The organism is Marinimicrobium koreense (assembly GCF_003762925.1).
Taxonomy (GTDB): Bacteria; Pseudomonadota; Gammaproteobacteria; order Pseudomonadales; family Cellvibrionaceae; genus Marinimicrobium; species Marinimicrobium koreense.
This window is the reverse complement of record NZ_RJUK01000001.1, coordinates 1,525,495-1,547,865: the sequence shown is the minus strand read 5'-3', so window position 1 is coordinate 1,547,865 and position 22,371 is coordinate 1,525,495. Positions and strand designations below refer to the sequence as shown.

17 protein-coding genes and 1 pseudogene are annotated in these 22,371 nt (G+C 59.0%); 12 read left to right on the top strand and 6 right to left on the bottom strand.

The annotated features are described in order from the left end of the window. Positions 1–135: 135 nt before the first annotated feature. Positions 136–318 carry a zinc ribbon-containing protein gene (locus EDC38_RS16715; protein ID WP_425462027.1) on the bottom strand — a complete coding sequence of 61 codons (183 nt, stop codon included), beginning with the start codon at positions 316–318 and terminating at the stop codon, positions 136–138. A 132-nt stretch (positions 319–450) separates the two neighbouring features. Between EDC38_RS16715 and EDC38_RS06740 the strand changes: the two are divergent. Next, positions 451–573, top strand: a pseudogene (locus tag EDC38_RS06740) (IS110 family transposase); the annotation flags it as partial. Between the two features lie 42 nt (positions 574–615). On the opposite strand, the gene EDC38_RS06735 reads toward EDC38_RS06740, so the two are convergent. The 3 genes from EDC38_RS06735 to EDC38_RS06725 all read right to left on the bottom strand — a co-directional run bounded on the left by EDC38_RS06735 (position 616) and on the right by EDC38_RS06725 (position 6,458). Continuing rightward, positions 616–1,296 carry a hypothetical protein gene (locus tag EDC38_RS06735; RefSeq protein WP_123637841.1) on the bottom strand — a complete coding sequence of 227 codons (681 nt, stop codon included), beginning with the start codon at positions 1,294–1,296 and terminating at the stop codon, positions 616–618. 723 nt (positions 1,297–2,019) lie between these two features. Then, positions 2,020–3,291: a ribonucleotide-diphosphate reductase subunit beta gene (locus tag EDC38_RS06730; RefSeq protein ID WP_123637840.1), complete on the bottom strand. Its 1,272-nt coding sequence runs from the start codon at positions 3,289–3,291 to the stop codon at positions 2,020–2,022. A gap of 215 nt (positions 3,292–3,506) precedes the next feature. Beyond that, on the bottom strand, positions 3,507–6,458 hold the full coding sequence (locus EDC38_RS06725) for a ribonucleoside-diphosphate reductase subunit alpha (RefSeq protein ID WP_123637839.1): 2,952 nt from the start codon (positions 6,456–6,458) through the stop codon (positions 3,507–3,509). Between the two features lie 460 nt (positions 6,459–6,918). Between EDC38_RS06725 and EDC38_RS06720 the strand changes: the two genes are divergently transcribed. Together EDC38_RS06720 and purU are read left to right on the top strand one after the other, a co-directional pair. Further along, entirely contained in the window at positions 6,919–7,836 is a 918-nt protein-coding gene (locus tag EDC38_RS06720) for an AEC family transporter (protein WP_123637838.1), read from the top strand. Between the two features lie 86 nt (positions 7,837–7,922). Continuing rightward, complete coding sequence (gene purU / locus EDC38_RS06715; protein ID WP_123637837.1) at positions 7,923–8,783, top strand: formyltetrahydrofolate deformylase; 861 nt, start codon at positions 7,923–7,925, stop codon at positions 8,781–8,783. 77 nt (positions 8,784–8,860) lie between these two features. Here the strand turns inward: purU and EDC38_RS06710 are convergent, their stop codons facing one another. Both EDC38_RS06710 and EDC38_RS06705 read right to left on the bottom strand, forming a co-directional pair. Then, complete coding sequence (locus tag EDC38_RS06710) at positions 8,861–9,493, bottom strand: NapC/NirT family cytochrome c (protein ID WP_123637836.1); 633 nt, start codon at positions 9,491–9,493, stop codon at positions 8,861–8,863. Between the two features lie 14 nt (positions 9,494–9,507). Next, positions 9,508–10,149, bottom strand: a complete 642-nt coding sequence (locus tag EDC38_RS06705) for a c-type cytochrome (protein WP_123637835.1) — start codon at positions 10,147–10,149, stop codon at positions 9,508–9,510. Positions 10,150–10,603: 454 nt separating this feature from the next. Between EDC38_RS06705 and EDC38_RS06700 the strand changes: the two genes are divergently transcribed. The 9 genes from EDC38_RS06700 to EDC38_RS06660 all read left to right on the top strand — a co-directional run bounded on the left by EDC38_RS06700 (position 10,604) and on the right by EDC38_RS06660 (position 22,364). Next, positions 10,604–12,631 carry an OmcA/MtrC family decaheme c-type cytochrome gene (locus tag EDC38_RS06700; RefSeq protein WP_170162869.1) on the top strand — a complete coding sequence of 676 codons (2,028 nt, stop codon included), beginning with the start codon at positions 10,604–10,606 and terminating at the stop codon, positions 12,629–12,631. Next, positions 12,618–13,550, top strand: coding sequence for a DmsE family decaheme c-type cytochrome (locus tag EDC38_RS06695; RefSeq protein WP_123637833.1), 933 nt, complete (start codon positions 12,618–12,620; stop codon positions 13,548–13,550). The genes EDC38_RS06700 and EDC38_RS06695 overlap by 14 nt, the downstream gene beginning before the upstream one ends. A 13-nt stretch (positions 13,551–13,563) precedes the next feature. Further along, positions 13,564–15,693, top strand: coding sequence for an MtrB/PioB family decaheme-associated outer membrane protein (locus EDC38_RS06690; protein WP_123637832.1), 2,130 nt, complete (start codon positions 13,564–13,566; stop codon positions 15,691–15,693). A gap of 96 nt (positions 15,694–15,789) precedes the next feature. Then, complete coding sequence (locus EDC38_RS06685) at positions 15,790–16,701, top strand: type 2 periplasmic-binding domain-containing protein (RefSeq protein ID WP_123637831.1); 912 nt, start codon at positions 15,790–15,792, stop codon at positions 16,699–16,701. Between the two features lie 127 nt (positions 16,702–16,828). Beyond that, positions 16,829–17,422, top strand: coding sequence for a TetR/AcrR family transcriptional regulator (locus EDC38_RS06680; protein ID WP_024460739.1), 594 nt, complete (start codon positions 16,829–16,831; stop codon positions 17,420–17,422). Between the two features lie 257 nt (positions 17,423–17,679). Beyond that, positions 17,680–18,804 (top strand): lipid A deacylase LpxR family protein, encoded by a 1,125-nt coding sequence (locus tag EDC38_RS06675; protein ID WP_123637830.1) that lies wholly within the window; start codon positions 17,680–17,682, stop codon positions 18,802–18,804. A 75-nt stretch (positions 18,805–18,879) separates the two neighbouring features. Next, on the top strand, positions 18,880–19,296 hold the full coding sequence (locus EDC38_RS06670; RefSeq protein WP_123637829.1) for a hypothetical protein: 417 nt from the start codon (positions 18,880–18,882) through the stop codon (positions 19,294–19,296). Beyond that, positions 19,293–19,997, top strand: coding sequence for an ABC transporter ATP-binding protein (locus tag EDC38_RS06665; RefSeq protein WP_123637828.1), 705 nt, complete (start codon positions 19,293–19,295; stop codon positions 19,995–19,997). The genes EDC38_RS06670 and EDC38_RS06665 overlap by 4 nt, the downstream gene beginning before the upstream one ends. Positions 19,998–20,003: 6 nt before the next feature. Next, entirely contained in the window at positions 20,004–22,364 is a 2,361-nt protein-coding gene (locus EDC38_RS06660) for an ABC transporter permease (RefSeq protein ID WP_123637827.1), read from the top strand. Positions 22,365–22,371: the final 7 nt, after the last annotated feature.

Here is a 22,371-nt window from a genome sequence, read left to right as displayed (position 1 = left end):
GTTGGCTCCCTCTAGCCTGTTGCCTCCAATTGCCACCGCCGCAAGCTCGGGCTCCTCTGAGGCCAGCGCTTACAGCGATGGGCTGCTTTGGAGTGGTAAGTTTACCCATTGGGTGGTGAAAACAGTGATATACCTCTATGGAGTGTATTCAGTGCCGTGGCATTTGGAGCATGGGGGTAGTGTGTCGTCACGGTCGTCAAGCGTCACCTTGTTTCCACACTTGTTACAGATGTAGGTGCCTTTACCTGGTTTTTCTCCGGTAGTGGACATAGGGCAGTTCCTCGTTTCTTCCCGGTTTAGGCTGGTGCTGTTGCTGATTGGGAGGTCAGCAAGAAGCCAGAATCAATAGACTAAACGCCCCGAGGAGGGGGACACCAAAATTTGGACGAGTGAGCAATGTTATAGGAAAAATCAAAGACTCTGACCCCTTTGATGCATACTTTGACGCAGTTTTACCATTCTCTGGTCAGCGCCGGTAACCACAAGAAGGTAGCGCTGACTGCTTGCATGCGCAAGATGGTGACGATTCTCAATGCCATGGTTTGGGATGATTGCCTATGGCAAGAAGCTTAAATTCTTAGTCTGTAGGGGTTGGCTTGGGATCACAGTCGCTTGCTAGGCATTTACAAACCCCACATATTTCCATTCAGTTGGTCTCTTTTCAGATTTACAATGTGGATCAAGGGTCAATGGGATTTCTACACACTCATTCTCGTCGAATTCGATAACTAGAGTCCAGTTTGATAACGTGATCCCCTCCCAGCCATCGGGCAATCTTTCACCAGGTATGAACCCTCCGATAGTAACCTGTAATATAGATTTTTCTTCGAATATTTGCGGTAGCTCTGGTAATTTGACGCTATTTTTAAGTTGATCAACTACAGTTTGTAGATCACTTAGCAACAGGTCGTCTTCCATCATCTTGGCACTGAAAATTTGAGCTCTTTGAGTCCAATTTTCACCAAACCCATGAGGTTCCTTGTAATCTAAATAGACAGCCTTAAGGAGTACCTTTTCGTTGAAGAAAATCTCAAAGTTCAACTGGATACCATAATCTATCCATTCCTTATAACAACGGACATTTTTTGTGATCAGTTTTATTGATATTTGATCAGGAGTTGCTGTTTCTCGAACTTCTTTTGCTTTTTTCGCCACTAGATCCTTAAAGCTAAAGATAAGTCCCACACAAGAGCCAATAATCACGATCACCGGCTCCGCATTACTACCGGGATTTAATAGCCAATATACAGCAGCGCCTATAATTAATAGTGCTGAAAATATTCGTAAAACGGTCAACACGTTCTCCTGCTGCCTAGCGCCTGCAATAGCGGGCAATTTGTAGCGACAGCGGAATATTTCTCCGCTGCTTGCGATTGTTATGCATTGCTGTCCAGAGTAGATCGTCTAGTCGAAAAGAACTGTCCCCAGATAGCCGCGATTGCTGTAGCGCTGACTATAAATAGATAGGCAGAGTAGCCTTCATGCTCAGCTGCGGCACCGAGCAGTAACAGCACCATAGCAGAGGCGGTTGTCGAGAAACTCAATGATCCGACAGCCGATGACTTCGCCTTAGTATTTCGATTTTCCAACTGCGATTCCATACTTTCTCCGGAGGCCCGAAATCCGTGTTGCATAACAATATTATTAGACGGAAATTTTCCGTGTTTAAGTGCGGAAATAATCAGCCTTTCACATTTCCATTACGCGACTTCATGCCCGCTAGCCAACGTAATACGTGGCTTATAGCTAAATGCTCTAAAAGCGGTTGTGTGAATTACGGAAACTTTCCTTCTAAGTCTGTTAAACGGACTCTTACAAATCAAGCCGGTCTTTTTGCTATCCATTTCCAAGTGCCTCACACCAACCCTAAAAGGGCGATCTGGTGAAGTGCGTCCTTCGTTGCGGAGTACTGCGAGCGAAGCTCACTCGGGGAGGGCGCCACGGTTGTGGTTCATGTTCATGCTGGAGTGGCCCTCCCTGGCCGGTGTTTCGGGGATTGTTCGTGGTGCTGAGCGGGACTTAGTCCCAGCTCAACGCACCACCGACCTGATACTCGGTCACGCGCGTTTCGAAGAAGTTCTTCTCTTTGCGCAGGTCCATGATTTCGCTCATCCAGGGGAAGGGGTTCTGGGCGCCGGGGTACTGTTCTTTCAGGCCGAGCTGCGCGAGGCGGCGGTTGGCGATGAAGTGCAGGTACTCTTCCATCATGCCGGCGTTCATGCCCAGTACGCCGCGGGGCATGGTGTCGCGGGCGTAGGCGATTTCCAGTTCGGTGCCTTCCAGGATCATCTGGGTGACTTCTTTCTGGAATTCCGGGGTCCAGAGGTGCGGGTTTTCCAGTTTGATCTGGTTGATGACGTCGATGCCGAAGTTCAGGTGCATGGACTCATCGCGTAGGATGTACTGGAACTGCTCGGCCACGCCGGTCATTTTGTTGCGACGGCCCATGGACAGGATCTGGCTGAAGCCGCAGTAGAAGAAGATGCCTTCGGTGACGGCGTAGAAGGCCACCAGGTTGCGCAGCAGTTCCTGGTCGGCTTCCGGGGTGCCGGTGTTGAAGGTGGGGTCGCCCAGGGTCTGGGTGTGCTTGAGGCTCCAAGCGGCTTTGGCGGCCACGGAGGGCAGCTCGCGGTACATGTTGAACACTTCCGCTTCGTCCATGCCCAGGGACTCGATGCAGTACTGGTAGGCGTGGGTGTGAATGGCTTCTTCAAACGCCTGACGCAGGATGTACTGGCGGCACTCCGGGTTGGTGATCAGGCGGTAGATGGCCAGCACCAGGTTGTTGGCGACCAGGGAGTCGGCGGTGGAGAAGTAGCCTAGGCTGCGCATGATGATGCGACGCTCGTCGTCGGTCAGGCCGTCGCGGCTTTTCCACAGGGAAATGTCCGCAGTCATGTTCACTTCCTGGGGCATCCAGTGGTTGGCGCAGCCGTCCAGGTATTTCTGCCAAGCCCAGTCGTATTTGAAGGGTACGAGCTGGTTTAGGTCGGCGCGGCAGTTGATCATCATTTTGTCGTCAACTTCGATGCGCGAGGCGCCCATTTCGAGTTCTTCGAGGCCGGGGGCGACGTCGAGGTGTTCGAGGGATTCACGGGCCTCGGCGACGGCGTCGGAGACGTTGCCTTGCGTGGCTTCAGCGGCGGCCGCGGCCTGGGCGGGGGCGCTGTCGTAGCTGGCGGCCGGTTCCTGGACCTTGGGCTCGGGTTCCGGGGCGCGCGCGGGTTGCGGGGCCGGTTTGGCTTTTTGCGGGGTTTCTTCGGCGGCGTCGAAATCGTCCCAACTTAGCATGGCGCTTTCCTCTGTTGTTTGGTTTTGTCAGTGGTGGATGCGCGCTTTGCGCTTGGCTCCACCCTACGTCTGGTTTTGGTTACGGCGGATGCGCTTTGCTTATCCGCCCTACGCGGACTTTTGGTGCCGCGTTTGGTTTGGTTACGGCGGATGCGGCCTTTGGCCTTATCCGCCCTACGCGACCCTTGGTGGTTGGGTCGCGTAGGTGGTTCAGTTTACTGGCAGGCTTCGCAGTTTGGGTCGTCCAGGGAGCAGGCCTTGGGTACTGGCGCGGCTTCGCCATTGCTCGGGGCTGTGCTGGCCGCCGATGCGCTGGCGGCGGCTACGCCGTTGCCGCCACTGGAGGACACGGCGTTGTGCGTGCCGGTGGTGATGGTGGATTTTTCGGTGGTGCTGGCGGCCAGGGCGCGCAGGTAGTAGGTGGTTTTCAGGCCACGGAACCATGCCATGCGGTAGGTGATGTCCAGCTTTTTGCCGTTGGCGCCGGCGATGTAGAGGTTCAGGCTCTGGGCCTGGTCGATCCACTTCTGGCGGCGGCTGGCGGCGTCCACGATCCACTTGGGTTCCACTTCAAAGGCGGTGGCGTACAGCGCTTTCAAATCGTCCGGTACGCGGTCGATGGGCTGTACGGTGCCTTCGTAGTATTTCAGGTCGTTGACCATCACGTTGTCCCACAGGCCGCGCGCTTTCAGGTCGTGCACCAGGTAGGGGTTCACGACGGTGAATTCGCCGGACAGGTTCGATTTCACGTACAGGTTCTGGTACGTGGGTTCGATGGACTGGCTCACGCCGGTGATGTTGGCGATGGTGGCGGTCGGGGCGATGGCCATGACGTTGGAGTTACGCATGCCGTTGGTTTTCACCTCTTCGCGCAGGCCGTCCCAGTCCAGGGTCTGGCTCAGGTCCATTTCAATGTACTTCTCGCCGCGTTCTTCGGCCAGTTTCTGGATGGAGTCGATGGGCATAATACCCTGGCTCCACAGTGAACCCTCGAAAGTGGCGTAGCGGCCGCGCTCTTTGGCCAGTTCGCAGGAGGCCTTGATCGCGTGGTAGCTGATCGCTTCCATGGAGATATCGGCAAACTGCACCGCTTCGTCCGAGCCATAGGCCAGGCGCTGACGGTAGAGGGCGTCCTGGAAGCCCATCAGGCCCAGGCCGATGGGGCGGTGGCGCAGGTTGGAGTTGCGCGCGCTGTCCACGGAGTAGTAGTTGATGTCGATGACGTTATCGAGCATGCGAATGGCGGTTTTGACGGTCTTCGCCAGTTTGTCATGGTCGAGCTTGCCGTCGACGATGTGCTGGGCCAGGTTCACGGAACCCAGGTTGCACACGGCGATTTCTTCATTGGCCTTGGTGTTCAGGGTGATCTCGGTGCACAGGTTGGAGGAGTGCACCACACCGGCGTGCTGCTGCGGGCTGCGCAGGTTGCAGGCGTCCTTGAAGGTGATCCAGGGGTGGCCGGTTTCAAACAGCATGCCCAGCATCTTGCGCCACAGATCTAGCGCGCGCACTTTTTTGTACAGGCGCATCTCGCCGGTCTCGCACATGCGCTCGTATTCGTTATAGCGCTCCTCGAAGGCTTTGCCGTACAGGTCGTGCAGGTCCGGCACATCGTTCGGGGAGAAGAGGGTCCACTCTTCATCGTCGAACACGCGCTTCATGAACAGGTCCGGTACCCAGTTGGCGGTGTTCATGTCGTGGGTGCGACGACGGTCGTCACCGGTGTTTTTACGCAGCTCGACGAACTCTTCGATGTCCAGGTGCCAGGTTTCCAGGTAGGCACAGACGGCGCCTTTGCGCTTGCCGCCCTGGTTCACCGCCACGGCGGTGTCGTTGGCGACTTTCAGGAAGGGCACCACGCCCTGGGAGCGGCCGTTGGTGCCTTTGATGTAGGCGCCCAGGGAGCGTACGGGAGTCCAGTCGTTGCCCAGACCGCCCGCGAATTTGCTCAGCATGGCGTTGTCCTGGATCGCGCCGTAAATGCCGTGCAGGTCGTCCGGTACCGTGGTCAGGTAACAGGAAGACAGCTGCGGGCGCAGGGTGCCGGCGTTGAACAGGGTCGGGGTGGAGCTCATGTAGTCGAAGGAGCTGAGCAGCTTGTAGAACTCGATGGCGCGCTCTTCGCGGTTGTCTTCTTCCACGGCCAGGCCCATGGCCACGCGCATGAAGAACACCTGGGGCAGCTCGATGCGCACATCGTTGCTGTGAATGAAGTAGCGGTCATACAGGGTCTGCAGGCCCAGGTAGGTGAACTGCAGGTCGCGCTCGGCGATGATCGCCTTGCCCAGCTTTTCCAAGTCGAAGCTCAGCAGTTCAGGTGCCAGCAGCTCCAGCTCGACGCCTTTCTGAATATAGGCGGGCAGAGCCTGGGCGTAATAGGTTTCCATTTCCGCCTGGGTGGCGAAGTCGGCCACACCCAGGAAGCTCAGCGCCTCGGCGCGCAGCTTGTCCAGCAGCAGGCGGGCGGTGGCGTAGGTGTAGTTGGGCTCTTTTTCCACCAGGGTGCGGGCGGTGATCACCAGAGAGGTGTTCACATCGCGCAGGCTCACGCCGTTATAGAGGTTGCGCATGGCCTCATCGAGAATGGCCTTTTCGCTCACGTCAGTCAGGCCGGCGCAGGCTTCACGCACGATAGTGCGCAGGCGCTGGGTGTCCAGCGGGGCCTTGCTGCCATCGTCCAGGGTGACTTCGATGGTGGGGTATTCCGGATCTTCGGCCTGGGTGTCGGCGCTGGCGGCCGGCTGCTTCTCGGCGCGCAGGCGGGCGTGCTCTTCGCGGTAGAGAACGTAGTCCCGGGCGATTTTGTGCTCGCCGGAGCGCATCAGTACCAGTTCGACCTGATCCTGTACTTCTTCAATGTGGATGGTGCCGCCGGAGGGCATGCGCCGCTTGAAGGTGGCAGTGATCTGACCGGTCAGGTTTTCCACGGTCTCGCGCACCCGGCGCGAGGCGGCGGCGGTACCGCCTTCCACGGCCAGAAAGGCCTTGGTCATGGCGACAGCAATTTTGCTGGGGTCGTAGGGGACCACGGTGCCGTTGCGCTTGATGACCCGAACCTGGCCCGGCGCGGTGGCCGAGAGGTTGGAGGCGCTGCGCTGCTGCGATGAGCCTTCCGTGTGGGGCTGGGAGCCGGTGGTGGTGTTCTGTGAGTCGGTTTCTGTGTGCATGGACGTCTCCGCGAGCGATCTGAATTCCGTGACTGTAAGCGGTCACCCTGGGCAGGTGACGGGTGTTTGGTGAAACTGGATAACCCGGTACCGCGCACAGCGTGAAGCGTTGGGGCGGGGTATCGAAAAACCCTATATATAGGGGTACCGGGTGAATGCGCTACAAGATAATGCGCTTTGGGCGGGAATGCAAGCGGACAAAAACGGGGATGGCCTGTGGATAAAATGTGTGTAAATCGTCAGGTCAGTGATCACTATCCTGCGGGCCGCGTCCTCAGGGAGGGGTACCCTGAAAGTGGTGTAAAGTTGGCCAATGTGGGCTGAATAGATTTTTTTATTCTACCGGCTTTGGCTGTTATCGCCAAAAATAACATAGCGGCCTTTTTGCGCTAGTGTGTCGCTCGCATTCCGGTACAATGGGGGTTGACCGTCCTGACCACCACGCGACATTAGGAGCGACATGTTCGCGGAATTAGCGGCCATTATGGCCCCGCTGTTTATCGGAACCGCTATCGGCTACGGCTGGGTGCGCTCCGGTGCCGACTACCCATCCGAGTTTGTCTCCCGCGCGGTGATGAACATCGCCACCCCCTGCCTGATTGTCTCGGTCATGGCGCGGGTCGAGGTGGAGCCGAGCATCATGGGCGGCGTGGCCCTGGCGGCGGCGGTGGTGATTCTGAGCATGGGCGTGATTGGTTACCTGCTGACCCGCTGGCTGAAGCTGCCGCCGGTCCACTATATTCCCTCTCTGATGTTCCCCAACAACGGCAACCTGGGTCTGCCGCTGTGCCTGTTCGCCTTTGGCGATACCGGGCTGGCCCTGGCGCTGGCCGCGTTTATGGTGATGACCCTCAGTACCTTTACCGTGGGCATCATGATGGTGTCCCGCGCCGAGGGGTTGGGCGCACGGCTCAAGGCGCTGGGGCGCCAGCCGGTGCTCTACGCCATGGTGCTGGCGGTGGCGCTGTTGCTGACCGATACCACGCTGCCGCTGTGGCTGGCCAATACGGTGGACCTGATGGGGGGCTTTGCCATACCGCTGATGATTCTGACCCTGGGGGTTTCCCTCGCGCGCCTGAAACTGGTGGCCTGGCGGCTCAGTCTGGCCTTCAGTACCTTGCGGGTGTTGGGGGGGCTGGCGCTCGCCTATCTGGCCGCGCGGCTGATCGGGCTGGAGGGTGAGGCGCTCGGGGTCGCGGTGCTCCAGGGCGCCATGCCGGTCGCCATCTTCAATTACCTGCTGGCCCTGCGCTATGACCGGGCCCCTCAGGAAGTGGCCGCCATGGTACTGATGTCCACGCTGCTGGCGTTTGTGGTGCTACCGATTGTGCTGGTGTTTGTGTTGCCGCTGGCTGGCACTACCCTGGTTGCGCCATAAAGCACTTGAGCCCCTTGTCCGCAATCCAGTAGTCTTGCAGCCTTTCATCTATTGTTCATTCTCTATTCGATATCAGGAATTGTTCCATGGCCGGTGTGCGGGAAGTAGTACTTACCTTCAGTTGTCAGGATGCCCAGGGCCTTGTGGCGGCGGTGGCCAGTCTGTTTGCCCAGCGTGGCTTCAATATCCGCGAGTCCTCCCAGTTTGAGGATGTGACCCAGCGGCGCTTCTTTATGCGCACCGTGTTCGAGTGCCCCCAGGGCTATGAGCTGCCCGCGATCCGCGAGCTGTTCCAGCCGGTGGGCGAGAAGTACGGCATGGACTGGGCGATTTACGATGTGGACTGCAAGCCCAAGGTGCTGATTGCGGTGTCCCAGTGGGGCCACTGCCTGAACAGCCTGCTCAACAACTGGAAAAACGGCTCCCTGCCCATTGATATTGTCGGGGTGGTGTCCAACCATGAAGTGATGCGGGACCTGACCGAATGGTACGAGCTGCCGTTCCACTATTTGCCGGTTACCCCCGATACCAAGGCCGAGCAGGAGGCGCAGATCTGGTCCCTGATCGAGGAGCATGAGGTGGAGTGCCTGGTGCTGGCCCGCTACATGCAGATTCTCTCCGATGACCTGTGCCGAAAGCTCAACGGCAAGGCCATCAATATTCACCATTCCTTCCTGCCCGGCTTCAAGGGCGCCAAGCCTTACCACCAGGCCTACGAGCGCGGGGTCAAGCTGATCGGCGCCACCGCCCACTTCGTGACCGCCGATCTGGATGAAGGCCCGATCATCGAGCAGTCCGTCGAACGCGTCTCCCACGTGAACCTGCCCGAGGAAATGGCGGAAATCGGCCGGGACATCGAAGCGGTGGTGCTCAACCGCGCCGTGCGCTGGCACGCCGAACACCGGGTGTTGCTCAATGGCAGCAAGACGGTGGTTTTCGCACGCTAAAAATCAAAGGGGTCAGAGTCGTTTGATTCTTTGGATCAGACGACTCTGACCCCTTTGATTCTCGCTAGCGCGGTCTGTCACTCCTGCCGCGCCGACACCTCCGGCAGGCTGTGAGCAATTCCCTGGTGGCAATCGATGCAGGTGCGGCCGGTGGCTTCTCGATACTCCAGCGAGTGACGGCGTACCGCCTGTCGGTTCTGCAACGTCTCGGCCATGGCATCGTAGCTGTGGCAGCTCCGGCATTCGCGTGAATCCGTTGCCCGCATGCGTGCCCAGACGCGTTCGGCCATGGCAGGTTTGTGCGCGTTGAATTCCTCTTCGGTATCAATACGGCCCATAAAGTGCGAGGGTAGTTCGACCACGGTCGCTTTCATTTTGGCGGCCATCTTCGGGAAGAAAGCCTCTGGCACATGGCAATCCGCACAGACGACCCTAACCCCGCTGCGGTTATTGTAATGGCTGCTGTTCTGGTACTCCGTAAACACGAACTGTTGCATGCTGTGGCAGGAGGTGCAGAACTCCAGGGTGTTGGTGGCTTTGACGGTGGTGTCAAAACTGATCCAAAAACCGATACCGATCACGAACGCCAGAAATCCTCCGGCGGGAATACCAAACAGAAACCAGCGTCGGGGGCGGGCCCATAGCCAGCGGCCAAACCGTCTGCGTTTGCTCTGCTCGGTTGGCGGTGGAGGTTCGTCGTTATCGCTCATGGTGTGACTCCCCGCTATTGGCCCACACTGACGTAGTACTCGGCCAGTGCTTTGATGTCGTCATCCGAAAGTTTGGCCGTTGCGTCGGCCATTTTTTCTTCCTGCCAGCGCTCCCCCGCACGAAAGCTTTCCAGGGTGCGAATCAGATAGGGCCGCCACTGGCCAGCGAGTATGCCAGCGTCGTCCAAGGCCAGGCTGCCTCCTTCGGCGTGGCAGCGATCGCAACTGCGTTCATGGATGGCTTTTCCGATTTGCGCCAATTCGGTATCGAAAGACTGTTCGGCACTTTGATGAGGTAGCGCGGAAAAGTAACCAGCGATTTTTGCTATGTCGTCATCGGACCAGTCGGCCGCCAGGGCACAGTGGTCAGGTTTAGGGGGCGACTCCGCCCGTTGACTGAACAATTCGCCCGCACAGGGGCGCCCTTTATCCCGAAACAGAAAAAGCTGGTTTTCCAGAAAGAAATTCGAGGCCCCGGCAATGATGGGAATATCACCATCCCGGCTTATACCCTTTTCGCCATGACAACTGGCACAGGCTTCGGCCTCGACGGGCGCTTCGGCCCACACTGAAGCGGCGTTTGCCAATAGCAAAATCGCCAGCGGCCAGAATAAAAAGCGGGTCTGCTCGCGTACGGCGGCATGTGATGTGTGCATGAAGACCTCCCATGAATGAATCCTTGGTCGTTCAGGACTGTGCGGGATAGTTGGATGTGCTCTTTAACGAATAACACAAATCGGGGGGCGTCATCGGGTATTTGCGGCGTTTTTTGCAGAATCGGATTATGGGTTGATCTGTGTCAATAAACGGGAGGGGCAGAGGGTACATTGTGTAGGGATACGCGGTGCAGGGGTACGCGGTTTCAGTGAGCGCTGGTCAGCCTGTTGTTGAGTTTCACCAGGGTTCCATTTGGATCAACACGGGGGAAGGATCATGAGTTCGGACCCATCTCGGCGCGCCCGCTTCCTGAATGTGATGGTTGGCGCTTTGTTGCTGCTTGGTTTGATCGGGTGTGACGGCGACTCTGGCCCCACGGGGGCGGCCGGTCCCCCGGGCCCTTCAGGGCCTCCGGGCGAGCCCGGACCAACGGGCGGCGGGGGCGCGGGCCCAGTGCCCACGGCCCTGCAGGTTGATATTACCGAGGTCAGCATTGAGGACTCGGTCGTGGTCGACTTCCTGGTGCTTGACCAGGACGGTTATCCGTTTTCCCACCTGGAACAACTCAACTTCACAGTCGCCAAGCTGGTGCCGGGCACAGAGGGCAACAGCAGTGCCTGGCAAAGTTACATTAACCGCGAGGAAGCGCCGGGGGAAGGTCCCTGGCCCGGCACCGAGACGGTCATTCAGGCCACCACCGAAAGTAGCAGCGAGGGGGCGTTGGTCAGTAATGGTGATGGCAGCTACCACTATACCTTTGACCTTGATCTCAATGCCGTGAGTGCGCCGCTGGTGGTCGAGTACGAGCCGGAGTTGACCCACCGGGTGGGCCTGCAGGTGGGCGGTAGTTTTCGGGGTGAATCCCTACCCGCGGCCAATGCGGTGTATACCTTTCAGCCCTCGACCGGTCTGACCCCGGAACAGGATATTGATCATCGGAAAATTGTTTCCCAGGAATCCTGCAGCAGCTGTCACGGGAATGACCTGGCACTGCACGGTGGCGGTCGGGTCGATGTCGATTACTGCGTGACCTGCCACAACCCGGGAAGCGTTGATGCCCAGAGTGGCCACTCCCTGGATTTTCGCGAGATGATTCATAAGATCCATATGGGGGAGCGGCTGCCCAGCGTTCAGAGTGGCGAAGACTACATTCTCTGGGGGTTTCGTAACTCGCCCAGCGATTTTTCCGATGTGGTTCATCCTCAGGACCCACGCAACTGCCTGACCTGTCATGATCCGGAGGATGAGGCCACCCCACAGGCGCTCCAAATAGTCGAAAAACCCAGTATGGAAGCCTGCGGTTCCTGCCATGACGATATTGATTTTGTGGCGGGTGTGGGCCATCCGGCCACGAACAACAGTGAGTGCACCATCTGCCATAAGCCGGGCGGGTTTGCGGGGGATGTGCTGGCGAGTCATGCCATACCGGGGCAGGTGGCGGCGCAGCGGTTTCACTTTAACCTGCTGGAGGTGATTGCCACCGGCCAGAATGAAATCCCGACCGTGACATTTTCGGTCACGGACCCCACCAATGATGACGCGCCCTACCATATTCTTGAAGATCCTTTGTTTGGACCGGGTGCGAGTCTGTCGATCCGTATCGGTTGGGATACCCGGGATTATGTGCATGGACCGGCGGCGGGCCTGTCGGTGACCAATGTGCACCAGAATGCGACGGACAATAACGACGGCACCTTTACCATTTCGGTGACTGGCGCCTTGCCCGGTGATGCCACCGGTTCCGGTGTAGTGGGTATGGAAGGTCGGGCCGTTGATCCGGACGAGGGCTTCCAGATTCCGATTACCGGGGCGGTGGAATATTTTGCCATTACCGACTCCGAACCGGTTCCACGCCGTCAGGTGGTGGAAACGCAAAAGTGCCAGACGTGCCACAGTCGTAATGATGCGTTGGCCTTTCATGGCGGCCAGCGAACCGATGAAGTGCAGCTCTGTGCAATTTGCCACAATCCCAATACCACAGACCTGGCCCGACGCGCGGGGGATACCGTGGTTGAAGGTATTTCCATGCTGGATGGCTTACCCGAACAGTCGGTGCACTTCAAATATATGATTCACGCCATTCACGGTTCAGAGGTTCGGGATGAACCCTACGTGGCTTATGGCTTTGGCAATAACGCCCACGACTTCAGCGAGCTGCGCTATCCACGCGGCGCGGACGATTGCCTGGCCTGCCACACGGACGATGGGTATCAGTTACCACTGCCGGCCAATGTGCTGGGCACCACTGTGCTGACCCAGGGGAATCCCGCCGACCCCTCCGTGCATTTGAAAGTATCCGAGGCGAGTGCCGCTTGTGGCTCCTGCCACACGAATGATCTGGCGCAGACCCATATGATTCTCAACGGGGGTGTGTTCGATCAGACCCAGGAGGTGCTGGATGCCGCAGTGACCGAGACCTGTTCGGTGTGCCACGGCCCCGGCCAAATTGCCGATGTAGAACGTGTCCATGGTTTACGCTAAAGCAACGACTGCTCTGGTTGTCTTGGTGGCCCTGCTGACAGGCGGGGCCCTGGCCCAGACTGATGTTCATGAAGCGCTGCCGGCGTTTTCCGATCAGGGGGCGGATACCTGCCTGCGTTGTCATAGTGGCGACACCGTCGAGGGCATTTTCAGTACGCCCCATGCGGTGGCCAGCGACCCGGGAACGCCGTTTGCACAACAGCAGTGCGAGAGCTGCCACGGCCCGGGAGGCGACCATGCGGGCAGGCTGCGTCCGGGGCAGGAGCGGCCCGCTCCTTTGGCGTTTGCTCATCAGGGAAGCGTCAACCGCGAACAGGAGGTGGCCATTTGCCTGAGCTGTCATCAGTCACAGGAGCGCAACCATTGGCAGGGCAGTGTGCACGAGCGTCAGGGGCTCACCTGCACGAGCTGTCACTCGGTACACACACCGCACGACCCGGTCATGAACCGGCAGGAACAGGCGAGTGTGTGTTTTGACTGTCACACCCGGGAGCGGGCGCAGAGCCTCCAGGCCTCAGCCCACCCGATGCGTCAGGGCCAGATGGCCTGTACTGAATGTCATCAGCCGCACGGTACGCTGAACGATGCCATGCTGGTGCGTGGGACACTGAATGAAACCTGTTTAGAGTGTCATGCGGAAAAACGCGGGCCTTTTCTTTGGGAGCATGCGCCAGCGGCCGAAGATTGTGCCTCCTGCCATGTCCCTCACGGTTCCAATCACGCCTCGCTGTTGCGCCGCCGGGCGCCGCTGTTGTGTCAGGAGTGTCACTCGCGGGCCGGTCACCCCAGTATTGCCCAAACGGGGGAACGCTTGCCGGAGGGTCGTCCGTCCGCCGCATTGCTGGGCGGTAGCTGCACCAATTGCCATTCGCAGGTGCATGGTTCCAATCACCCCTCGGGCCGCAACCTGAGTCGTTAGCGGGAGGTCACCGATGGAAACCGTCTGTCTTCCCCACCGCCCCGCGCATGTCTGGGTGACGGGTTGCTTTATGGTGGCTATGAGCCTCGGCAATCAGGACAGCCGTGCCCAGGGCTATTGGCCGACTGCGGACACGGCCGAGTGGGCCTGCCGTTTGTGTCCCGAGCAGAGCCAGCGCGACGGGCGTGTCACCGCCGGGGTGGGGCATGTGTCCGACAGCTCCGCCAAGTTTGGTGATTACACCGGACTGGATGAGAGCGGCCCTTATTGGTTGGGTGAGCTGGAAGTCAGGACGCGCAATGAGCAGGGCACCTATGCCGAGGCACAGGCCAAAAACCTGGGGCTCGACTCACGTCAAGTGCGGCTTCTGTACGGTGAGCAGGGACGCTACGACATCGGGTTTGAATACCAACAGATTCCCCACTTTGTGGCGGAGCAGGCGCGGACCCCTTTTCTCGGTGCCGGCACCCAGGTGTTGACCCTGCCCGCCAACTGGGAGCGAGCGTCCACAACGCAGGGGATGAGCCAACTCAACCCGAGCCTGAAGCGTTTTTTCCCGACATTGGAGCGCGAGACTTACGGACTGAACGCGGGTGCCCGGCGCAACGATCGTTGGGATTACAGCGTTGATTTTCGTCGTACCGAACAGCAGGGCACCAGGCTTCAGGGTGCCAGTTTCCTGAATACCGCCGTCGTGTTGCCCATTGGAGTTGATCGGGTGACCGAACGGATGGATGCGCGGCTCTCCTACCGGGAAGATCGCTGGTACCTGCAGGCGGCCTATCACGGTTCGCAGTTCGACAATAACGCCGATTCGGTGATCTGGGATAACCCATTCAGTCCCTTGGCCGAAGGCGGTGATCGCGGCCGTCTGGCGCAAGAGCCCGGCAACGATTTTCATCAGCTAGTGCTGTCCGGTCGCTGGCAGCCGGGCCGCCTGCTGCAGACTTCGGGCAGACTCGCCGTGGGCCGCCTGCGGCAGGATGAAGCCTTTCTGCCGGCGACCATCAACCCCTGGGTGGGCGACGTCAATCAGCCCGCTCTCAGCCTGGATGGTCGGGTCGATACGCTCAATGGCCAGGTGCGTGCGCTGATCCAACCTGGGTCGGCGTTGAGTGTGGTGGCTGAACTGTATTATGACGATCGCGACAACCGCACTCCACGCTTAGAGTTTACCCCGGTGCGCTCGGATCTGGCGGTGGCCCCCACACAGTTCAATCGGCCCTACAGTTTTGAGCGTGCCGGCAGCAAGCTGCGCGCCGATCTCAAAACGGGGAGTGGAACCACCGTCTCGGCGGGCCTGTCCCGGGAAACCATGGAGCGCAGTTTTCAGGAAACGGAAAAAACCAGCACCACCGACTACTGGGGTGAAGTCCGCACCGCCTTGACGAAGATGCTGGATGTTCGACTCAAGGGTGGGCAGGAGCGCCGGCGTTTTGTCGAGCACTACCGGCCTCTGGACGACCTCGTACCGGGGGAGAATCCCCTGTTGCGGCGCTATCATCTGGGCGAGCGCGATCGTGATCAGGTTCGCGCCAGTGTCAACTACTTACCACGGGACTGGATGACGCTCAGCGTTTCCCTGGATTACGCCAAGGACGATTATTTCAATACCCGGATTGGTTTGACGGAGGCGCGCGACCGGTCTCACAGCCTGGATGTATCGGTGCGGCCGACAGAGAATCTGTCACTCTATGCCTTCGCGACCCGTCAACGAATCGACTCGGACCAGGCCGGTAGCGATAACTTTTCCACGCCCGACTGGACCGGCCACCAACAAGACCAGGTGGACACCTTCGGTGTCGGCATTGAGCGCGAAGCGCTGCTTGATGGGCTGGACGTGGGCCTGGATTATGGTTACTCCTATGGACGAGGGGTGATAGAAATGGAGACTCGGGCCAATGCAGCGCCTTTCCCCGACCTGAAGACCCACCTGAGCCGGCTGGAGCTGTTCGCCCGATACCAGTGGTCCGAGCCACTCTCTCTGGGCTTGAGTTTTGGGGTTGAGCACTATCGAAGTGCCGACTTTTTCATCGACGCGGTGGCGCCGGATACGGTGGCCAACCTGCTTGCCAGCGGCCAGCAAAGCCCTCGCTATTCAGTGCAGTTTGGGCAGGTCAGCCTGACATACCAGTTCTGGTAGTTCGGCCCCGATTTTGAGTCCAGTGCAGAGGGGCTTGTGTCGTCAGGGTCAATCCGTTAAGTTTGCGTGACTAACCTTGCGTTCAGAATGATAATAATGCTTAAGACTCTTCACAAAGCATGGTGGTTGTTTCTTGTTTTCGGCATTGGTACCCATGCCGGCTGGTGTGCGACTGGGGAAAGCGCCCCGGCCGTGGAAGTCCGGTTCTGGGACAGCACCGAAGGGCGACTCAGTTATGAGTACGAACTGCTTCAGCTCGCCCTGGAAAAAACTGCCGATGATTACCCCGCCTATGATCTGAATCGCCACGATGAGGATTTTGGCTCCCTGCGCGGGCGTCGCGCACTCGCCGAAGGGTACCCGATCAATGTCTACGCGGCACCAGCGCGGGATAAAGAGGGGCCGCTGGAAGCGCAGATCATCTCCATCCCGATCCCGATTCTGGGCGGCCTGATGGGCTACCGGCAATTGATCGTCCGCGAGGACAGCTTGCCAACCATGGCCGAGGTGACCTCGGAGGATCAACTGAAGCGATTGACGGTAGGGCAGGGACAGCGCTGGCCGGACGTGGCCATTTTCCGTCTCAATGGCTATCCGGTAAACGACACCGGTCGCTACAGCAATCTGTTCACCATGCTGGAGCAACGCCGCTTTGACTACCTGTCTCTGGGCATCATCGAGGCTCGCCAGGAGTTGGCCAGTCACCAACCGGCGAATGGAGGCTTGGCGCTGGTGCCGGATCTGTACCTCTACTATCCCTTGCCGGTGGTGTTTCATGTCAGCGCCAAAGCGGGTCCCCTGGCGGCTCGCCTGGAGCAGGGGCTGATGCGGGCATTGCAGGATGGCTCCATGGAAGCACTGTTCCAGCGTCATTTCGCCGAGGAGCTGGCGGCCATACATGGTGAGAACCGGAGGCTGATTGTGCTTGAGGCGCCACTTCCCGAACTTGACTGGATACCCCAGTCCCAGTTGCCGCCGCTCATGCGGCTCAGAACCTCTGCCCAGTGACGGCCTCCTTTTTGGGGTTTTTGACGAACGAAAAACGGGCTATTATGCCCCGGCCTATGGTGCTTATAGAAAACAACCATAAGCGATTCCCTTGTAAAACCAGACGACCGGTCATATATTGATGGGCATGAGCAAGCGCGAGTTAAAAAAAGACCTCTTACTGGAAGCTGGCCTGGGTGTCATGGCGACCCACGGTTACAACGGTACCAGTATCAAGGACATAGTCGACGCCGCCGAGGTGCCGAAAGGGTCTTTTTATACCTACTTCAAAAGCAAGGAGGATTTTGCGCTGGAAGCACTGGAGCGGGCCACCGAGGCGCGCAACCAGGAGAGCCGGGCGCTGCTGGAGGATACCAGCCTGCCACCACTGGAGCGCCTGACCCGGTATTTCCGGGACTACACCGGCGCCTGTGACAGCGGGGTCACCGGCGGCTGCTTTATCGGCAATATGTGCCAGGAAATGTCGGACTCCAGCGAGGTCATTCGCCTGAAGGTACGCCAGCTACTGCGCAACAATACCGAGGCGATTGAAGCGGTGCTGGAAGAGGCCCGCCGGCAGGGTAGCCTGAGCAGCCCGCAGCCCTCATCGGTGCTGGCGGAGTATCTGTTCAATGCCTGGGAGGGCACGGTCATGCGGATGAAGGCCGCCAAATGCCGCGAGCCGCTGGATGCCTTTCTCGCGCTCTTGCCTATCGTCGTCGGACAAGTAAACGCCAACTGACGTGCTGGCCGACCAGAGCTCGTCTCTATACCCACAATAATACCCTCTGTAGAGCTTAAAAATTGTCCCCGTGTTTGGCGGGGCTGAAAAGTGATGCGAGGTGTAAGAGTGTGCTTTTAAAGACGACTGGTCATCTATAGTTGATTGGAATCTGAACTTGGGGGAATAAGGTAATGAATTCGGAGCAATCTCGAACAAAAAAAGAACGAACAGAAAAAAGACGACCGGTCACTTTATTCGGGGCGGCAACGCTCTGGATGGTGGTATCGCTGTTGATGATGGCGGAGCCCGCTGGCGCGCAGACGCTAGAGGCTGAGGCCGTCCCGAGCGCTCGCGCCCAGGAACCGCTGCAGGTGGCCTGGTTGATCGAGGATCAAAAACGACCTGCGGCGCCGATCCGATCGCTGCCCTATACGGAGCCGGAGCGTTCGAGCTGGGCGCTGGCCATTGATAATGATTACCTCGCTCTGGGGGGCAAGGATCAGGATTACACCTATGGTTTTAATTTCACCTATACCGGCCGGTCCGCGAAAGACGGTTGGCTCTCTCTGGACGCGCCGCTCGGTTGGCTGGATTCGGCGTTGGGCTTTGAGCATCTCTCCCCCGTGGGGGTCAGCAAGCACAGCCGCGAAGCGGGGCTGTTCGGGTTTACCCCCAGCGAGATCGAGGTGGTCCAACCGCAGTATGGCGATCGCCCCTATGCCGGTCTGGTATACCTGGCGAACTCCCGAGAGCGGCTGGATATCCGCAATCGGGTGGCGTGGAAAAGCACCTTGACCGTGGGAGTTCTCGGGCTGGATCTGGTAGGGGATGTGCAGAATGAATCCCATGCGATTCTCGGCAGTACGCCGGCCCGGGGCTGGGACAATCAGATCAGCGACGGCGGCGAACTGACAGCGCGCTATACCGTGGCACGGCAACACCATGTCGCTACGCTGTTCGACAACCTGGAAATCAAAAGCACCGTTCAGGGGTCCGTGGGTTACCTCACCGAGGCGAGCTGGAGTTTGTCGGTCCGCGGCGGCGACTATCACACCGCCTGGTCCTCATTTAACCCGGAACTGGTGAGCTATGGCGAGAAATCCTCCTACACCAACAGCGGGATTTCGGTCGATGAGCACTATTTCTGGGGCGGAGTATCGGTTAAAGCGCGAGCTTATAACGCGTTTCTGCAGGGGCAGTTTCGCGACAGCGAAGTCACTTTTGAGCGTAGTGAGCTGCGCCCAGTCATGCTCGAAGCCTGGTTGGGTTATACCGTTGCCTTCGCGGAGGGGTATCGCATCAGTTACGTCGTGCGCGGCCACAGTTCGGAGATCAAACAGGGCCCCGGAGACCGCAATCTGTTGTGGGGTGGCCTGATTCTGGCCCGCACCTTTCGCTGATGATGCCCGTGCAGATGCCGCCGGGATATGTAAAGATAAGGGACACACCGCGACATTAGGTAAAAGGAGCGAGCGATGTATCGACTGATGTTTACCGGCGACCTGGTCACAGGCTTTCAGCGCCAGGAAGTGATCGGCAACCTGGCCAAGCGACTGGAGATGTCCCCGGATAAAGTGCGCGAAACGTTCTTTACCGGTTCGCCGGTCGAGTTCAAAACCGTCGATGACAAAAAAGCCGCCGACCACTGGCGCCGGGATTTCGCGGATGACGGCGCACTGCTGATCGTGCTGCCCGGTGATGAAGACACCCCCGGCGGCTCCCGCTACGCCGGCGCCGACCCCGCCAACACCAACATCGAAGAGCCCACCATCGCTTCAACCACCGCCCGGCTCGATGCCGTGCGCCGGCGCAATGTCGCCTTTATGAAGCTCGGAGGCATTGCCGGCCTGATTGCCCTGGTGATCATCGTGCTCGCCTGGATCATTGGATGACACCGGTATTCCGCACCCGGGGCCTCACCCGGGTGTTTCGTATGGGCGAGGTGGAAATTCACGCGCTGCGCGGCGTGGATATGGAGCTGTACGCCGGGGAGTTTGTGGTGTTGCTCGGCGCCTCGGGCAGTGGCAAGTCCACCTTGCTCAATATTCTCGGCGGGCTGGACAGCGGTACCGAAGGGGAAGTGTGGTACCGGGAGACCGACTTGAGTCATGCGACTGAGCGAGTGCTGACGGACTTTCGTCGTCACCATGTCGGGTTTGTTTTTCAATTCTACAATCTGATTCCCAGCCTGACCGCGCGGGAGAATGTCGCCATCGTTACCGACATTGCCCGCCATCCCATGGACCCGGCCGATGCCCTGGCGCTGGTGGGACTTGAAGAGCGCTTGGATCATTTCCCGGCTCAACTGTCCGGTGGTGAACAGCAACGGGTGGCCATTGCCCGGGCCATCGCCAAAAATCCCGAAGTGTTGTTGTGCGATGAACCCACCGGTGCACTGGATTCAAAAACCGGTATCAAGGTGCTGGAAGTGCTGCGCCGGATCAACCGGGAGTTGGGTACCACCACCGCGGTGATTACCCACAATGCGGTGATTGCGGATATGGCCGAGCGGATGATTCGCCTGAGCGACGGGCGGGTGAGCGAAGTCACGGAAAACCCGCACCCCGTTGATCCCGACCAGTTGCACTGGTAACTCGCCATGCGCGCTCTCAATACCAAACTGCTGCGCAACCTCTGGACCCTGAAAGGGCAGGGCCTTGCCATTGCGGTGGTGATTGCCACCGGCGTGGCCATGTTTGTGATGTCCTTTACCGCCCTGGATGCACTGCGCCTCAGCCAGCAGAGTGTGTATCAGAGCCAGCGCTTTTCCGAGGTGTTTGCCAATCTCAAGCGGGCGCCTGAATCCCTGGCCGATCGTCTGCGCGCCGTGCCCGGCGTGGCCACCCTGGAAACCCGCGTGCAGGCGCCGGTGAAACTGCAGGTGCCCGGGTTTGATCAGCCCGTTACCGGCCTCGCCCAATCCATTCCCGACGGGCGCCAGCCCCAGCTCAATCAGTTGCATCTGCGCACCGGCCAGTTGCCTGAAGCGGGCCGCAACGATCAGGTATTGTTGAGCGAAGCCTTCGCCGAGGCGCATGAATTGCAGCCCGGTGATCGCCTGTCGGTGGTGATCAATGGTCGCTACCAGACGCTGTGGATCAGCGGCATTGCCCTTTCGCCGGAGTACATCTATCAGATTCGTCCGGGCGATCTGTTTCCGGATTTTTCCCGCTACGCCATTCTCTGGATGAATCGCGATGCACTGGAATCCGCCTTTGATATGGAAGGGGCCTTCAACAACGTTACGCTGACGCTATACGCGGGGGCCAACCCGCAGACCACCATCGATCATCTGGATGGTTTGCTTGAGCCCTGGGGCGGGCTCGGCGCCTATGGTCGCGACGATCAACTGTCACACCGTTTTATTGAACAGGAACTGGAACAGATTGCCGCCATGGCGGTGTTTCTGCCGTTGATTTTTATTGGCGTGTCTGCGTTTTTGTTGAATGTGGTGGCGGCCCGATTGATCCGCACCCAGCGCGAGCAGATCGCGGTGCTGAAAGCCTTCGGTTATGACAGCCTGACCGTGGCCGGACACTACCTGATGTTGGTGTTGGTGATTGTCCTGATCGGTTCCATTCTCGGGGTGTTGTTGGGCACCTGGCTGGCCAGTGCCCTGGCCGGTCTGTATCAGGACTTTTTCCGCTTTCCCTGGTTGGAGTTCCGGCTGCGGGCCTCGGTGGCACTGACCGCCATTGTCATCGCCGGCGGCGCGACGGCGCTGGGTACCCTGACGGCGGTGTATCGGGCGTTTCGATTGCCCCCGGCGGAAGCCATGCGCCCGGAACCGCCCACCCATTTTCGTCGCACCCTGATCGAACGGTTGGGCATTCGGGGCCTGAGTCAGCCGACCCGGATTATCCTGCGCAACCTGGAGCGACAACCAATCAAGGCGGGCCTGTCGATTCTGGGTATCAGCCTCGCGGTGGGCATGATGATGCTCACCGGGTTTCAGAAAGGCTCCATCGATTACATGATGGATGTGCAGTTTCGCCTTGCCCAGCAACAGGATATGACCGTCAGTTTTATTGAACCCACCCAGCGCGGTGCTCTGCACGAGCTGGCAGCGCTCCCCGGCGTTCGTTACGTCGAGGGCTTTCGCAGCGCCTCGGCGATTCTGCACTACGGACATCGCTCTTATCGGGGCGGTGTACAGGGCTTTTCCGAGCCCCGGCATCTGGTGCAGGTGCTCGATGATCAACTGCAGCCCATCGCCATTCCCGACGAAGGGGTGTTGCTCACCGACCATCTGGCGACCATGCTCGGTATTGGTGTGGGGGATACTCTGCAGGTCAAGGTGCAGGAAGGGCGGCAGCCGGAGCTCGCCATTCCCGTGGCCGGTTTGGTCACCGAATTTATCGGCGTGGGCGCGTATCTGCGGCAGGACACCCTGGCCCGACTGCTCGGTGAGGGCGATACGGTGAGCGGCGCTTTTTTGGCGGTGGACCCGGAGCTGGTGGAGGAGGTCAATCGCCGCCTGGAGGCCATGCCCCGGGTGGCGGGAGTGAACCAGCGGGACACCACCATCCGCGCGTTCGACGATATGATGGCGGACAGTATGCTGGTGTTCACCTTTTTCAGTGTGTTTATGGCCGGATCGATCGCCTTTGCCGTGGTGTACAACAACGCGCGCATCGCCTTTGCCGAGCGCAGTCGGGAGCTGGCGACCTTGCGGGTATTGGGTTTTACCCGGGCGGAAATTGCTTTTATTTTGTTGGGTGAACTGTTGTTGCTGACCGTGCTGGCCATGCCGCTCGGCTTCCTGCTGGGGGCCGGTCTGTGTCAGTTGCTCACCCTGGGCATGCAGACCGATCTTTACCGGGTGCCGCTGGTGCTGACCGCGGACACCTATGCCAGCGCCGCCCTGGTGGTGCTGGTCGCGACCCTGTTGTCCGCCTTGATGATGGGGCGGGCACTGGTCAAACTGGATATGGTGTCGGCCCTGAAGTCGGCGGAGTAAGTAAACC